This window comes from Variovorax nitratireducens (genome assembly GCF_051216545.1).
Taxonomy (GTDB): Bacteria; Pseudomonadota; Gammaproteobacteria; order Burkholderiales; family Burkholderiaceae_C; genus Variovorax.
Genome location: NZ_JBPJZO010000013.1, coordinates 134,604 through 148,659 on the forward strand (window position 1 = coordinate 134,604; position 14,056 = coordinate 148,659).

The following is a 14,056-nucleotide window of genomic DNA, read 5'->3' on the forward strand; positions in this document are numbered from 1 at the left end:
AGACCACATGAACAATTTCCGCCGCACATTACTGACGGCTGCCTTTGCCGCAGTCGCAGTACCTTCCATCGCCGCTGCCGACGACTTTCCCAATAAGCCGATCAAGATCGTGGTGCCGTTTCCAGCGGGCACGATCGTCGACGCGATGCCGCGCTTCATCGCCAGCGAGCTTGCCAAGAAGTACCGTTCACCCGTGGTCGTTGAGAACAAACCCGGGGCTGCGAGCACGTTGGGGGCGGAGTACGTGGCCCGATCCAATCCTGATGGCTACACACTTTTAATGGCGAGTTCCAGCACTCTCGCAACGGTCCCGAACCTGTACAAAAAAATGCGCTACGACAGCGCCAAGGACCTCACGTCCTTGACTCTCGTCGCCACCAGCCCAGCCGTAGTGATGATCTCGCCGGCACTGAAAATCAACACCATGCCGGAGTACATCGCCTACCTTAAAAAACATCCAAATGAACTTTCCTATGTCTCCGCAGGCGTGGGCGGCATCCTGCACCTCCTGACGGAACAGTTCCTGACGGCGACCGACACCAAGATGCAGCATGTGCCCTATCAGGGAACCAATCTCTCCATCACCGATTTAAACGAGGGGCGTGTGCATATGCTTGTCGATGCGATCAATCTGAACACGATCGATGCGGGAAAACTGAAGGTGTTGGCCGTGCTGTCGGACAAGCGCATCAGTCTGCTGCCAGACGTTCCAAGCATTACCGAATTGGGCTACCCCAAGGCCAAGAACGACATCTGGTTTGGTCTTGCTGCTCCATCCCGAACCCCGCCAGACATCCTGGAAAAACTTCAGAAAGATGTGTCGGAGATCATCAAGTCCAAGGAAATGGCAGATAAATTTTCCCCCCTTGGGCTCACGATGGTCGGTAGCACTTCTACAGAAATGGACGCACTAGTCAAGAGCGAGAGTGCCAAGTTCGGCCAGATGATACGCAATCTGAACATCAGCCTTGACTGATTCCTGACTTGAAACTTCATCGGTATCGGATGGACCACGCAATGACCAATCCCAAACTGTTCCCGACCGGCATCCGCTTCGGGCGGCTTTTACTAACCGGAGCCGCAGGTTCATTGGGAAGGGAACTGCGGGGCCGGCTCTCCCACTATTGCGAAACGCTTCGTCTGTCCGATATCGTGGACCTGGGAGCCAACGCGCCGCATGAAGAGCTGCGGCCGGCAAGCCTTCAAAACGAGGAGGAGGTCGACCGAATCATGGATGGCGTGGATGCTGTGGTCCATCTCGGCGGTGTACCGATCGAGCGGGAATGGGAGTCCATTCTGCAGAGCAACATCGTGGGTACCTACAATCTCTATGAAGCTGCGCGCAAGCATGGCGTCCGTCGTCTGGTGTTCGCGAGCACGAGCCATGTCACAGGGTTTTATCGACAGGATCAACGCATCGACCCGGCAATGCCAGTTCGCCCTGATGGACTGTATGGCCTCTCGAAGGCGTTCGGCGAGAACCTGTCGCGACTCTACTTTGACCGCTATGGCATCGAAACCGTCTGCATTCGCATCGGGGCCCCTTCGGCTCGTCCGTCGACGCGCCGAACTTTAGCCATGTGGCTTAGCCATGACGATCTCGAGCGCTTGATCATGTCCGCGCTTACGGCACCGGTGGTCGGACATACCGTGCTCTATGGGGTCAGCGACAACGCCGTCTCCTGGTGGAACAATCAAGCTGCTTCGCTTATCGGGTACCGTCCCCAAGACAGCTCGGAATGCTTTCGACAGGAAGTGGAGCAAGCACAGCCCACCATTGACCTGAATGATCGGATCAATCTCTATCAGGGCGGGTTTATGTTGACCGAGGGCGTTGTTTAACAACCGAAAACCAGCCGGGTAGGACCGACTGCAACTGCTTCTGCCATCCGCAGTGCGAGTCTTTGCCCGGCCCCTAACAAGACTGATGACCGTGTGGATATTTCTGCAACTCCCGAAAGCTGTAAGGGCCCCGCATAGTTTCCGCCGTTAGGCCAGACATCCCCTGGCAAGCGTAGCGCCGGAGGAAGAGGTCAACAGGCTACCGCCGCGCAGACCGTTCCACCCGCCAACTTCAATTGAGACCACCATGCATAGCCACCACCCTCTTGATGATCGACTCCAGGAAAAGCTGCGAAACGGCAGCAGGCTCCACGCTATTTTCAACTCCCTGCCCAGCCCCGCGATTGTTGAAATGTGCGCCTATGCCGGGTTTGATTTTGTGGTGATCGACAATGAACACGGCAGCGCCGGTCTCGAGACCACGGAGCACATGCTACGTGCTGCTCGTGCGAGCGGTATTCCGCCAGTTGTACGCTGCTTGCGGCAAGACATTTCGCGCATTCTTGACATGGGTGCGAGCGGGGTACAGATTCCGATGGTCGAGTCCGCTGAGGAGGCGCGTGCGCTGGTTCGGCAGGTTCGCTATCCGATGATGGGCCGTCGCGGCAGCGCGTTCAGCTCGCGGGCGGCCGGTTATGGAGCCTTCCCCGGGTCAGCACACACACAGCGTAGTAACAAAGGCATCGCGCTGATCGTCATGGTCGAAACGCCACAGGCGGTTGATAACGCAGCGGAGATCGCGGTCGTCGAGGGGGTGGATGCGGTGTTCGTAGGTCCCAACGATCTCTCTCACGCAATGGGATACGGGAATGATTGGAAAGCCTCGGCGGTTGAAGCGGCCATTGAGCACGCGTTGCGCGCCATCTCGGGGGCGGGCCGCTGCGCCGGCATCATTGCCCTTACACCGCAGGATGAAGAAAAGTTCACCGCATGGGGCGCACGCTACTTCGCCACCGTGGCATCCAGCGTTATCACGCAAGCGCTACGGCTCGCGGCCAACGCCAAGGCGGGGACCGGCAATATCTCGTACTGATGATGTCCATACAGGCTGTTGAATTTCACCGCTCGAGGTCGAGGAGGGACCTTGTCGAGAGATCCCCGGAATTTTCCAGCACTTGCGTGGTCGCATATCTGGTGCCGAAGGCGATACAGATGCACCGCGGGCGCCTGTGCGTTACCTCCGTCGCAAGGGTACCGCGGAGACCACCAGCAGGGATGGTCTGCAGAACCGGTCCAAGCCTTGCATGATCTAGGCCCATGATTGCCAAACGCGTGACTGCGCCGAATCAACTTGGCCTGGGCCTGAATTTGTCAACGAAGAAGACGCGCGAGCGTGAGTTCCTCGATGAAATGGATCGGGTGGTTCCGTGGAGCGCGTTGGTTCAAATCGTCGATCCGCACAGTCCGCGGGCTAAGTCCGGTCGCCCGCCCTTTGCCATCGAAACGATGTTGCACATTCACTATCTGCAGAAATGGTTCGGGCTGAGCAACCCGGCTAGGGAAGAGGCGCTGCGCGATGTTGCCCCTTTACCGAGAGTTTGGCGGTCTGGGCGACGGCGCAAGCCGCCTGCTCGACGAATCCACCATTCCGCGGTTCAGCCATCTGCTGGAGGCCCATGACCTGGCGGCCGACATGTGCGCGTGGTCAACGAGATCCTGCAGGCAAAGGGCCTGATGCTGCGCACGGGCACGGCCGTGGACGCCACATTGATCGCAGCGCCGAGTTCGACCAAGAACGCCGAAGGCGAACGCGACCCAGAGATGCACCAAGTCAAGAAGGGCAACCAGTGGTACTTCGGGATGAAGGCGCATATTGGGGTTCTGTCGCGATAACGCCGCGGCGCTCAGTAAGGTCAGCCGGTCTCTCGCCGCTCAAAATGCGAGCGAGTAAAGCTGCGACGCTGCGGACGAGGCTTGGCCTTCGGGGCAGTTGTGCTGCCCCTTTCTGATCATGTGGGCGGTCTCAATGCCGGCAATGAGAATGCGCGCGCAGTGGAACGACTTGAACCCCAGCATTGGCCGCACGATGTGCTTGATGGCCCGATGGTCCTGCTCCACAACGTTGGTGAGGTATTTTCTCTGCCGCAGCTCGATGTCCGCACCCGAATCGTCCTTGACGCTCTGTATCGCAGCTGTGTTGGCGCCGCTCTTGTCGATGGTGATTTTCTCGGGCACACCGTGCAGACCAATGGCTCGCTCCAGAAATCGCCGCGCAGCTGTGTGGTCTCGCTTGGCACGCAACAGAAAGTCGATGGTGTCGCCATCGCGGTCGACCGCCCGGTACAGGTATTTCCACTTGCCGCCGACCTTGATGTAGGTCTCGTCCATCCGCCAACTCGCGCCCACCGGGCGTTTGCGTCGTCGGAACACTGCGGCCAGCACTGGCAAGATCTTCATTGCCCAACGATGGACCGTGGCGTGATCGACGCACACGCCGCGCTCTGCCATCATCTCTTCGATGTGCCGCAGACTTAGCGGGTAGGCTGCATACCAGCGCACGCAGGTGAGCATCACATCCAAGGGATAGTGCAGCCGCTTGATCACCTTGTGCAGAGCGTCGATCATCGCCGGGGCATCGTTTTTCATTCGCCGCAGATTGCCGTGCGTCGCTACCGCGACAGAACCCGACGAACCGCGCTCTCCACTTGCTCACCATCCGCGGCGTGACGCGCCGGCGCGCCGCGACCACCTTGTTGTCCTGCCCGTCGGCGCAGGCAAGAACGATGCGCGCTCGCAGCGCCAGGGCCTGCGCCATCTCGCGTCGCGGCGTCAACGCCTTGAGCTCTTCACGCTCGGTGTCGGTCGACTGCGAGACGCCGCCACGCCCAGACGCTGCAAGGTGGCGAGCATAGTCTCGCCCTTCATGGTCCTCCGTTGTCCGATTGCAGGGTCAGCTGCTGCGGTGTGATCGCCTGGCGCGTGCAGATATCGGCAACAACTCGCTCGCCCGCAGTGCCCGCTCGCCGTCGTATACCTGCCAGCTCACGATTTTTCGGATGAAAAGATCAACGGAGCTGATCTCCGTCAATGCTGGCCCCCAGATGTCGCTTCTTCAAATACCTCAGGTCAAAAGCATCGCCGCTTTCCACCAGCAAGCGCGCCATCGTTTTAAGCTCCCCGCGTTGTAATTTTTGCGACGTTGTCAGTGGCAACGCTGCAACAAAGGCGATGTAACCCGGAACCTTGAAGTAGGTCAACTTCTTACCCGCAGAGTCGAATATCTGCCGGGCGGTGTCGAAGGTCGGCGCAATCCCCTCTGCCAGCTCAACGCAAGCCATCACCTCTTCACCTCGCAACTCGTCATCGACTGGCCCCACCCCAACGGCTCGCACGCCGGCGATCTGGTTCAACACGCCCTCCACTTCCAGTGACGCAATGTTTTCGCCGCTGCGACGAACAATGCTCTTGCTGCGATCCACGAAGTGCAACGATCCGTCATCGCCTTCGCGCACCATGTCGCCAGTGCGGAACCATCCGCCCGACCAGGCCTCTTCCGTCAGCGCGGGCTGGCCCGCGTAGCCGCTGAAGAAACCCGCGCGCGCATCCGCGCCTGCGGCGCGCACTTGCAACTCGCCCGTCTCCCCTTTTTGGATCGCACCGCCGTCGGGGGTTACCAGCCGATATTCCATTGCATTCAATGGCCGGCCGAAACACCGAGTCCCCACATGGCGCGGCTCCTCGCTTGCTACCATGGCTGCACCCGCCCCCACCTCAGTCATCGACCAAGATTCGAGCAGCGGAAAGCCGAAACGCTCCTCGAAGGCCTTGTGGTGGGATGGATGCACGCCCGCACCAAATCCAAAACGCAGTGCGTGACGTCGCTCGTGCTCTCCCTGCGGAATTTGCAGGAGCATGGCGGGCATGACACCCAGGTAGTGGACGATCGTCGCGCGACTCTCGGCCACGACTTGCCACCATGATCGAGGGTGAAAACGATCCAGCTGTACGATGCAGCCGCCCGCCAGGACCATGGCCATGGTCGAGCAGGCCAGGGCATTCATGTGCGTGAGCGGCAACGGCGTGATCAGCCGCTCCTGCCCGATGCGGACGTGGCACAGCCCGCCGACGTTGATGTACCACGTGCCGAAGGCCAGGAAATAGCGGTTCGACAACATGCACCCCTTGGGCGCACCTGTACTCCCGGACGTATAAACGAGCGAGCACTCATCGCGCCCGCCATTTGGTGCCGCCTGCAGGCAATGCGGCGGATCGCTATCGATCAGGTGCGCTGGAAGAGTTGGAGCCGAGGCCTCAAGCAGGGCGCGCCGCTCAGGCAAAGCCACGGCCATGACCACACCGCTGTCGCGCACGACATGAGCCAAGTCCGCAGCACTGCCTTCCGCGTTGAGTGGCACGATCGAGACGCCCACCGCATTGAGCGCCAGCCAATGCACGAAGAAGTCCGCTCGATTGTCCAGCAACAGAGCCACACGATGGCCTGTTTGCAGGCCGCTCTCGCGATAAGAGGGGATTAGCGCCTCGGTCAAACGCACGGCCTCGCCATATGTCAGATCCAGCGGGCCGCTGGCATAGCTAGCAGCAGATGTGGCCGGAATGTGAACGAACGGGGCCTGAGGAGTGCGATCCGCGGTTTGACGAAAGGCTTGATAGACGGAGCTGGGGATCGACATATGCGGTTCAGATTGGAATAGCAGTGCCGACGCTGGCGCCGCCGCACACGAAAAGGTTCTGGCCTGTCACCCAGCTGTTGCGCGGGTCGGCGAAGAAAAGAACCGCGCGCGCGACATCCTCGGGCTCTCCCAAGCGACGCATGGGCAATGCGGCCGCGAGGTCGCGGGCTTTCTGGCTTTGAGCCGGAATGTCGGCCATGAGCATCGGCGTAACGGTCGGACCCGGCGCCACGGCATTGACGGTGATCCCATTCGGCCCCAACTCCAGCGCCCACGTGCGTGTCATCGCCACCAGCGCCGCTTTGGTCGCCGCGTAGACGGTGCGTCCCGCCACGCCGACCAATGCACGCGACGAGAGGTTCACAATCCGACCGAAGCCGCGCGCACGCATGCCTGGAGTCACAGCTTGCGCCATTGCGACGGCCGCGCGCAGATGAAGATCCACAAGGAGTTCGAACTCGTCATCCGCCACATCTTCCAACATCGTGTTTCGAACGACGCCCGCATTGTTGATCAGGATGTCGAACGGCGACTCTCGCGCGAGATCTACCGACATCATTCGCGCCGCAGGTATGTCACTGAGATCGATCTCGTGCTGCGTGAAGGCGGCGTGAGACAGCGAGCCCTTGTTGCGCGACAACGAAACGACCTGCGCGCCCTGACCCAGAAGCGCCTCGCACACGGCCTGACCGATGCCAGCGCTGCCGCCAGTCACGAGTGCGCGGCGGCCCGAAAAGAGGTTGGCGGTATTCATGGGAAAAGCTGCACGGACGGCAGAGCAGCATCGCAGTTGAGCAGATTGACCCGCTTTGTTCGGATTCGCAGTCGGCCTTGTGCGTCGACCAATAGGGTATGCCAGGAGACGGCCCCCAACATGATCTGCTCCTCGCCACGTGCTTCGAGATAGGTGTAAGAGGTGCGAATCAGGTAGTCGTTGTTCTCGGGGTCCAAGCGCTCCACCGTGGGCTGCTGCAGAACATGGAGGCCACGGCTCACGGGCTGCTGGGAAAACGCGCGCGCATGACCGAGCCGCTCGACACGAAGCCTCAGCAACAGCTTGTCCTCATGCATGAGCGAGTTGTGACTGACCGCATCGACCTGGTCGTGTTGCAGCGGAATCCAGTACACGCCATCGTCGGCGAACAGTTCATACCAGTCTTGATAGCGCCGCTCGTCGAGCAGCCGCGCCTCACCGACGACGAAAGCGATAAGGTCCGCTTGATTGATTTTTTTAACAGATTCGCTCATTCGGCTTCTCCCATCATCGAAGCCCATGCACGAAATTGATTGCGCACGGAGATCTCACTCGTTCCGTTGACCGTCAGGTCCCGGACTTTTTCTTCGTCACTGACGTAGTTGCGATGAAGACTGATCCAAGGATTTCCCTCCGCCGCCAATCCCTCTTGAATTGAACGGTAGCAATGCAGGTCGTCATGACCGACCACCGACATCGGTGAATTAATCAATCGGCTGTACATCATGGTGCGTTGCAGGAGCGCATCCGGCGCGCCCTTGAGACGCAAGGTCCACGACTCGATGACAGTCTTGTCCACCGCTATCGGCCGGATCACGCGTATCGCCTGGATCGCGCCCTTGACGGTCAGGCTCGGGTAGTAGACCGTGTTGTGGCGCACGTTCCCGAGAATCGCTCGCGTCCTCTCTTCGCCATAGGCAGCAACGAGCTGCCCCTCGTACGTCGGCACCTGCGAATAGCTGGAATGCAGCGAGATCGATTCCGTACCCGTGTAGCTGTGGCCACCGGCGAACACGCGCACACCCATCGCATCCGAGAATTGATAGTTTTCTGTGAAGGGGACCATGACCTCGATGGCCATCGGCTTGGCCTTCTCCGCAGGCTCATCCTTCCAGAGGGCCTTTGCGGTGCCCGCCGAGGACTCGTGAGCCACCATCGGATGCATCGTGTCGTTGAGATTCTCGATGAACATCTTCCAGTTGCAATTGTGCGTGTATCGCAAGCAGCCACCTACCACCTCAAGCTCGCCCTCTGCCGAACGATCTGCCATGTTGTCAATGGAGCTCAAAGAGTCGCCGAAGTAATCCTCGATACCGGGTCCGGTGTCCGACAGCCGGGCAAAAACGAAGCCTCGCCGCGAGGCCACGTTTTGAACGCGGCACATGCCGCCGCTGGCCGGCGCCTGTGCGAAATCCGTGCCTTCGTAGCCACTGCGAAGAGGAACACCAGCCAAGCTTCCGTCGGTGCGGTAGATCCAGGCATGGTAGGGGCAACGGAACTGGCGACCGGTGTTGCCCGTCGGAGCTGTGACGAGTTTGGCGCCCTTGTGAGCACAGCGGTTAAGCAGTACGCGGACGCTACGATCCGGCTGCCGCACGAGAAGGACTGGTTGGTTGCCGAGGTCGGCGGTCAGGTAATCCCCCGGCTCAGGCACCTGGCTCTCATGCCCTACGTAGATCCAGGCTCGCCGCCACAGGCGCTCCATTTCCAAATCGAAGATTTCCTGATCCACGTACACATCACGATGTACTTGATCGGGATGGACCAGCGCAGCGATGGCCTTGGCATCGTTGCGATACCGATTGACGTTACTCATGTTCGTCCTTTGGAAGCGGTGGACTGATTTGTTCTTACCTGCTCTGCAGGCATTCCGTCGGGCAGGCCCATCGGGAAGGGCCAGTCTGAGCCAAATAGGATGTGGGTAGGGCCGAATACGTCTTTCGCTAGGCTGAGCACGCCGGGATGGTGCGCAATGCAGTCCGCATAGAAACGCCTTGCCGCCTGCAACGGCCTCTCCACATCGTGGTTCACGCCTGGGCGGCGCGTTTCGAATCCGCGTTCCATGCGCCCAACGAGCGATGTGAAGACGCCGCCTGCATGGGCGAGACAGAATCGCACTCTCGGAAACTTAGCGGGCACGCCTGCCATCACCAGATGTGCGGCAGCCACCCCGGTTTCCAGGGGATTGCCAATGAGGTTCTCCAGGTAGAAGGACGCGAGCCGGCCGTCGGCACACGCGCCCGGATGCAGGAAGACGAATGCGCCCTTGTCATCGAGCATCCTCCAGAGTGGATCGTAGGCTGGGTCCGAAAAGAGAATGCGCGGGTCGCCCCCAGCGGCGAGTGCAACGCCCTCGAACTGGCGTCCCTCATAGCGTACGAGCAACCTCAGCGCTACCTCAGGATGTTCCATGGGCAGATGAAGCAGCGCAGAAAGGTGCTCGGAGTGCGCTGCAGTCAGTTCGAGCAGCCCATCGTTTAAGGCCTGGGCCCAGACTTCGGCCGCGCCTTCGCCGAGTTGCTGCCGATAGAGCGGCGGGGGCACGGAAACCAGCGCCCTGTCCACGCGCTGATCCACCATCCAGCGCAGCAGGCGCTCAGGGAAGTACAGATTCGCAATACCGATAGCATGCCCGTCGACGATCAGCTTGGGCGGCTCGGATTGCCACCCAACACCGGGAAGACCAGCCAAGCGATCGGCGGCAAAGGGCACCAGATGCGCATGAACATCGAGAGCAATGCGATTCATGAATGATCCGGGACGTTATCAGCGCGGCTCTAAGTTCGCGTTCATTTCGTTGCCCCAGAACTCTGGCGACCATTTCGGCCCCCAGACATAGGGGAGTTGGTTCCAGTCCCGCGCGACCCAGGCTTCGCTGATCTTGTCCATGTCGCTGTAGTACTCGACCCAGCTGCCCCAGGGATCTCGGATGTAGAGGAACAAGTTCGAAGCCAAGGCATGGCGCCCGAGCCCAAACTGGTCGGCGTACCCGGCATCTCTCATCTGCCAGCCGCCAAAGCCGATCTGGTCGAATGAGTCGACGTAAAAGCTCGCGTGTTGGAATCCACGATGCGTGCTGTTGATAAGTCCGAAACAGTGGTGATCCCGGACGCCTTCGCCCCCCGCCATGAACGAAACCTTGCCCACAGCACGATCCGTTGTGCGCAGACCCAATGCTTCGCTCAGGTAGGCCTCCGCCTTCGCGAAGTCTTGGGTGAAGAGTAGAAGATGTCCCAGCTTCTTGGGTTGAACTTGCTTCGGCAGCTCGGTCCAAAGATGGCGGTCCACCCGCGTGTGATCAACAACGAACGGCTCGATGACAACTTCATCGGCAGACGTGCGCGGGGTGAGGTTGAACCATGTTCCCCACGGATCCTGGAACCAGAGGCCAGCGCGGAGACTAGGAAACGGCGGCGTTGCAGCCGGTGTACCCAGCGCCTCGAGCCGTTCTTCGAAGAGCGGCATGTCAGCCGCTTCCACGAAGAAAGACAGGTGGTGCAGGCGTTTGATCGAGCCCGGCGGACCCTGGAGCACCAGCACGCTGGGCGCAGCCACTTCAGCGCATCCGAGCGCGAGCGCGCCCTCGTACACCTTGGGTAGCAAACCAAAAGCCGTATAGAAGCTGCGCGCCACCTCAACGTCGGGCACCTCAAATCCATAACCTGCGAGTGAATGCACGCGTGCGGAAGACATCAGAAGTCTCCTTCTCGGTAAGACGTGAGATCGGTTGCCGTCACCGTGTTGTCCAACTCGCCCAACCCCGTAGCGCGGACGATCACGCGGTCGCCGGCGGCCAGGTAAACCGGGGGCACGCGCGCATTGCCGATCCCGCTCGGGGTGCCGGTCAGGAGTACGTCTCCCGCCTCGATCGTCATACCGGAGGAGAGCTCGGCAATAAGTTCAGGGATCGGAAACGCCATGTCATTGACGGTGGCGCTCTGCATGATTTTCCCGTTGAGTTCGCACTCCAGGGCGAGCGCATCGAGAGCGACGTCGTCGCGGTGAACAATCCAAGGACCCAACGGCATGGTCGCATCGATGCTCTTTCCCTTGAGCCACTGCCCGCCATGGCGGCGTTGCAGGTCGCGCTGCGAGACGTCGTTTGCAAGGCAGTAGCCCCAAACGTGCTCCATCGCTTTCGCCATTGGAATGCTGCGACCCCGCCTGCCGATGACGACGACGACCTCGGCCTCGTAGTCCCATTTGGCTGACAGCTCGCCATCGAAGGCGATGGGATCACAGGGCGCGATCGCGGTCGCTGGCGCCTTCGAGAAGAAGGTGGGCGCGGTAGGTTTGGGTACATCCTGGCCTTCGCGCTTGCCCTCACTCTCGTAGAAATGATCCCAGTAATTCCAGCCGGTGCAGAGCACGTCACGGCGGAACCTTCTGAGCGGCGACAGCACCTTCACATCCTCCAGGGCGACGACGTCGATAGAGTTCGCGGCATGAACCTTCAGCTCTTGCACAAACTCCGACCCACGCGAGACGATGTCCAGCACATCGCCCAGCTCCAGGGGCAGAAGGCGAACGCGTCCCTCGTCGTCCAGGCAGGCCGCGCGTTCAGCTCCGCGCAGCGAAACAGTTCCGAGTCGAAGTGCCATGGTCTCAGTCCTCGATGACAGCGATTGCGCTGATCTCGATCAGGTACTCTGGCTTGACCATCTTGCTGACCTCGACCATGGTCGACGCTGGCGCAGGTGCCTCGAAGAACTCGCGGCGCACCTTGTGGATGATGTCGAAGTACTCGATGTTGCGGACATAGACATCGACACGGCAGATGTCGCGCAGCGTGCCACCCGCGTCCTCCACCGCCGCCTTCAGGTTTTCACAGACCTGGCGGGTCTGCGTTTCGATGTCGCCGATGCCGGCGATCGTCCCGTCCGCCGTTCGAGCGGTCATGCCCGAGATGAAGACCAGGCGCCCCGCGGGCTTGACGCTGATGGCGGCCGAAAAGTGTCCGTTGGGCGTCGCCAAGGACGAGGGGGAATGTTGCTTCTTCGTGCTCATGATGATTCTCTCTTGTGGTGTGGGTCAAAGGAGCGGCGTCGCGCCAAGGAGCGCCACGCCTGCGGAGCGCGACAGGCCGTCAAACTGAGCCACGAGCTCGGAAGTGAGGGTCAGCGCATGCTGGTTGTGCGCCCGGCGCTCCCGCTCAAGGTCGCCCGGTGCGTAGACGGCGGCCACGTCAGGCGCACGCACCGAGCTGCGGATGCGTTCGGCGAAGGCCTCAGCGCGCACGGGCATGCTCGACCCCGCATCGATGGCCAGAAACCAATGCGCGCAGTCGTAGGTACGATCGGCCGCACCATAAAGCGGCTGCACTTCCGCAGCCATGGCGCCGCCGGATAGGCCCCCGCACAGAAGGTCAACCATCACGGCCAGACCAAAACCCTTCGGCCCAGCGGCCGGCAACAACATGCCCGCGATGGCCTCAGCCGGAGAGGTTGTCGGTCGTCCGTCCTTGTCGGTCGCCCAACCTTGCGGGATGGCCCCACCCTCGCGCTCTGCGTTGCGAATCTTCCCCATGGCCGAGTTGCTCGTCGCCATATCGATAACGATGGGCCGGCCAGCCTGCGCTGGGAAGGCGAATGACAGTGGGTTGTTGCCGACCACACGCTCGGCGCCGCCGGGCGCCGGCATCAGCGGACGCGTGTTGGACATCGCAGCGCCAATGAGGCCAGCTTCAGCGATGCGCGCACTCCAGTACGCTGCCGCTCCGAAGTGGAACGCGTGCCGCACCGCGACAACGGCCACCCCTGTCTGACGTGCACGCTGAATCGCCAGATCCGTTGCGAGAACGGAAGAGACCTGACCTAGCGCATGGTCGGCATCCAGAACCAGCAGCGAAGCACGGTCTTCAACGATTCTGGACACCGGTCGGGCCTTCACGCTGCCGGTACGCAGGCGCTCCACGTACATCGGCAGCAGCATGCAGCCATGCGACGCGACACCCTGCAGATCGGCCTCGACGAGTGCGACCGCCGTTTGTTGCGCATCGGCAGCCGGCACCTCGCGGGATTCGAGGATTTGCGCTGCCCATTCGATCAGACGGCCGGGTGCCACGCTCAGATTTTTGGTGTGAGTCATAAGGAGCCCTTTAAGACGTGGGGATCAATCGGCGCTCGACCACGTTCCCGGAGATCGTGCTGGCGCCATCCGAGATCAGATGAAGCAACGTGGGAACCACGGCCGAAGGCTGCGAGACTCCCAAAGTGCGCTCGTAGCCCGCGAGCTCCTCCGCGCTAGCCGATTTGAGGAAGACAGGTGTCGCGACGAGCCCTGGCGAGAGGGCATTCACGCGCACGCCGAATTCGCGCGCTTCGAGCGCAGCGCACTTGACCAGCCCTACGATTCCCGCCTTCGTCGCGGCATAGGCCGCAGCACCGGGCCAGCCATTGCCGGCCAAACCCGACGTGAACGCGACGACGGAGCCGCGGCGCTGGCGCTTCATCGCCGGCAGGAGCGCCCGCAACAGATAGAAGACACCCGATAGATTGACGTCGAGATGGCGCTGCCATTGCCCATCCGTGGTGTCCTCGATGCTTGAGCGTTCCTGGATCGCCGAGGTCAGCACCGCCGCGTCGACGCGGCCGTCCGCGGCGAGAATGCGATCGATCAGTTGCTGGCAGCCTTGCGAGTCGGCGATGTCGAGTGTGGCAACTTCGATGCGGGAGATCGAGGCCAGCGAGCGCAGCCCCTTCTCGTCGATGTCCACTGCCCAGACTCTTGCCCCGCATTCGGCAGCTGCCATGGCCGTCTCGCGGCCGATTCCCGAAGCAGCCCCCACCACGAGCACCGTGTGCCCGCTGAAGTCATAGGAGACTTTCAT

At 61.1% G+C, this 14,056-nt stretch carries 14 protein-coding genes and 1 pseudogene; 4 read left to right on the top strand and 11 right to left on the bottom strand.

The features are described from left to right. The first annotated feature begins 7 nt into the window (after positions 1–7). From ACSFA8_RS23820 to ACSFA8_RS23835, 4 genes and pseudogenes are all read left to right on the top strand, one after another. Positions 8–976 carry a Bug family tripartite tricarboxylate transporter substrate binding protein gene (locus ACSFA8_RS23820; protein ID WP_435481945.1) on the top strand — a complete coding sequence of 323 codons (969 nt, stop codon included), beginning with the start codon at positions 8–10 and terminating at the stop codon, positions 974–976. Between the two features lie 41 nt (positions 977–1,017). After that, on the top strand, positions 1,018–1,842 hold the full coding sequence (locus ACSFA8_RS23825; protein WP_435481946.1) for an NAD-dependent epimerase/dehydratase family protein: 825 nt from the start codon (positions 1,018–1,020) through the stop codon (positions 1,840–1,842). A 247-nt stretch (positions 1,843–2,089) separates the two neighbouring features. Then, positions 2,090–2,875 (top strand): HpcH/HpaI aldolase family protein, encoded by a 786-nt coding sequence (locus ACSFA8_RS23830; RefSeq protein WP_435481947.1) that lies wholly within the window; start codon positions 2,090–2,092, stop codon positions 2,873–2,875. A 224-nt stretch (positions 2,876–3,099) separates the two neighbouring features. Beyond that, positions 3,100–3,663, top strand: a pseudogene (locus ACSFA8_RS23835) (IS5 family transposase); the annotation flags it as partial. Between the two features lie 51 nt (positions 3,664–3,714). Here ACSFA8_RS23835 and ACSFA8_RS23840 read toward each other — a convergent pair. The 11 genes from ACSFA8_RS23840 to ACSFA8_RS23890 form a co-directional block, all read right to left on the bottom strand. Beyond that, entirely contained in the window at positions 3,715–4,407 is a 693-nt protein-coding gene (locus ACSFA8_RS23840; protein WP_435481985.1) for an IS6 family transposase, read from the bottom strand. A gap of 440 nt (positions 4,408–4,847) precedes the next feature. Then, entirely contained in the window at positions 4,848–6,473 is a 1,626-nt protein-coding gene (locus tag ACSFA8_RS23845; protein WP_435481948.1) for an AMP-binding protein, read from the bottom strand. Between the two features lie 7 nt (positions 6,474–6,480). After that, entirely contained in the window at positions 6,481–7,227 is a 747-nt protein-coding gene (locus ACSFA8_RS23850) for an SDR family NAD(P)-dependent oxidoreductase (RefSeq protein ID WP_435481949.1), read from the bottom strand. After that, positions 7,224–7,721 carry an aromatic-ring-hydroxylating dioxygenase subunit beta gene (locus tag ACSFA8_RS23855; protein ID WP_435481950.1) on the bottom strand — a complete coding sequence of 166 codons (498 nt, stop codon included), beginning with the start codon at positions 7,719–7,721 and terminating at the stop codon, positions 7,224–7,226. Before ACSFA8_RS23855 ends, ACSFA8_RS23850 begins: the two co-directional genes overlap by 4 nt. Next, positions 7,718–9,043: an aromatic ring-hydroxylating dioxygenase subunit alpha gene (locus tag ACSFA8_RS23860; RefSeq protein WP_435481951.1), complete on the bottom strand. Its 1,326-nt coding sequence runs from the start codon at positions 9,041–9,043 to the stop codon at positions 7,718–7,720. Before ACSFA8_RS23860 ends, ACSFA8_RS23855 begins: the two co-directional genes overlap by 4 nt. Continuing rightward, complete coding sequence (locus tag ACSFA8_RS23865; RefSeq protein WP_435481952.1) at positions 9,040–9,975, bottom strand: amidohydrolase family protein; 936 nt, start codon at positions 9,973–9,975, stop codon at positions 9,040–9,042. Before ACSFA8_RS23865 ends, ACSFA8_RS23860 begins: the two co-directional genes overlap by 4 nt. A gap of 18 nt (positions 9,976–9,993) precedes the next feature. Further along, positions 9,994–10,920, bottom strand: a complete 927-nt coding sequence (locus tag ACSFA8_RS23870) for a VOC family protein (RefSeq protein WP_435481953.1) — start codon at positions 10,918–10,920, stop codon at positions 9,994–9,996. Continuing rightward, a complete protein-coding gene (locus tag ACSFA8_RS23875; protein WP_435481954.1) occupies positions 10,920–11,828 on the bottom strand; it encodes a fumarylacetoacetate hydrolase family protein in 909 nt (302 codons plus the stop codon). The genes ACSFA8_RS23870 and ACSFA8_RS23875 overlap by 1 nt, the downstream gene beginning before the upstream one ends. A 4-nt stretch (positions 11,829–11,832) precedes the next feature. After that, on the bottom strand, positions 11,833–12,234 hold the full coding sequence (locus ACSFA8_RS23880) for a RidA family protein (protein WP_435481955.1): 402 nt from the start codon (positions 12,232–12,234) through the stop codon (positions 11,833–11,835). Between the two features lie 24 nt (positions 12,235–12,258). Beyond that, complete coding sequence (locus ACSFA8_RS23885; RefSeq protein WP_435481956.1) at positions 12,259–13,314, bottom strand: Ldh family oxidoreductase; 1,056 nt, start codon at positions 13,312–13,314, stop codon at positions 12,259–12,261. A 10-nt stretch (positions 13,315–13,324) separates the two neighbouring features. Continuing rightward, positions 13,325–14,056 carry an SDR family NAD(P)-dependent oxidoreductase gene (locus ACSFA8_RS23890; protein WP_435481957.1) on the bottom strand — a complete coding sequence of 244 codons (732 nt, stop codon included), beginning with the start codon at positions 14,054–14,056 and terminating at the stop codon, positions 13,325–13,327.

What these genes read in the sequence shown, in the direction of transcription:
- ACSFA8_RS23865 (WP_435481952.1), bottom strand. Translation starts at nt 9,975, where the DNA reads ATGAATCGCATTGCTCTCGATGTTCATGCGCATCTGGTGCCCTTTGCC.
- ACSFA8_RS23825 (WP_435481946.1), top strand. Translation starts at nt 1,018, where the DNA reads ATGACCAATCCCAAACTGTTCCCGACCGGCATCCGCTTCGGGCGGCTT.
- ACSFA8_RS23870 (WP_435481953.1), bottom strand. Translation starts at nt 10,920, where the DNA reads ATGTCTTCCGCACGCGTGCATTCACTCGCAGGTTATGGATTTGAGGTG.
- ACSFA8_RS23830 (WP_435481947.1), top strand. Translation starts at nt 2,090, where the DNA reads ATGCATAGCCACCACCCTCTTGATGATCGACTCCAGGAAAAGCTGCGA.
- ACSFA8_RS23860 (WP_435481951.1), bottom strand. Translation starts at nt 9,043, where the DNA reads ATGAGTAACGTCAATCGGTATCGCAACGATGCCAAGGCCATCGCTGCG.
- ACSFA8_RS23880 (WP_435481955.1), bottom strand. Translation starts at nt 12,234, where the DNA reads ATGAGCACGAAGAAGCAACATTCCCCCTCGTCCTTGGCGACGCCCAAC.
- ACSFA8_RS23850 (WP_435481949.1), bottom strand. Translation starts at nt 7,227, where the DNA reads ATGAATACCGCCAACCTCTTTTCGGGCCGCCGCGCACTCGTGACTGGC.
- ACSFA8_RS23845 (WP_435481948.1), bottom strand. Translation starts at nt 6,473, where the DNA reads ATGTCGATCCCCAGCTCCGTCTATCAAGCCTTTCGTCAAACCGCGGAT.
- ACSFA8_RS23890 (WP_435481957.1), bottom strand. Translation starts at nt 14,056, where the DNA reads ATGAAAGTCTCCTATGACTTCAGCGGGCACACGGTGCTCGTGGTGGGG.
- ACSFA8_RS23885 (WP_435481956.1), bottom strand. Translation starts at nt 13,314, where the DNA reads ATGACTCACACCAAAAATCTGAGCGTGGCACCCGGCCGTCTGATCGAA.
- ACSFA8_RS23855 (WP_435481950.1), bottom strand. Translation starts at nt 7,721, where the DNA reads ATGAGCGAATCTGTTAAAAAAATCAATCAAGCGGACCTTATCGCTTTC.
- ACSFA8_RS23840 (WP_435481985.1), bottom strand. Translation starts at nt 4,407, where the DNA reads ATGATCGACGCTCTGCACAAGGTGATCAAGCGGCTGCACTATCCCTTG.
- ACSFA8_RS23820 (WP_435481945.1), top strand. Translation starts at nt 8, where the DNA reads ATGAACAATTTCCGCCGCACATTACTGACGGCTGCCTTTGCCGCAGTC.
- ACSFA8_RS23875 (WP_435481954.1), bottom strand. Translation starts at nt 11,828, where the DNA reads ATGGCACTTCGACTCGGAACTGTTTCGCTGCGCGGAGCTGAACGCGCG.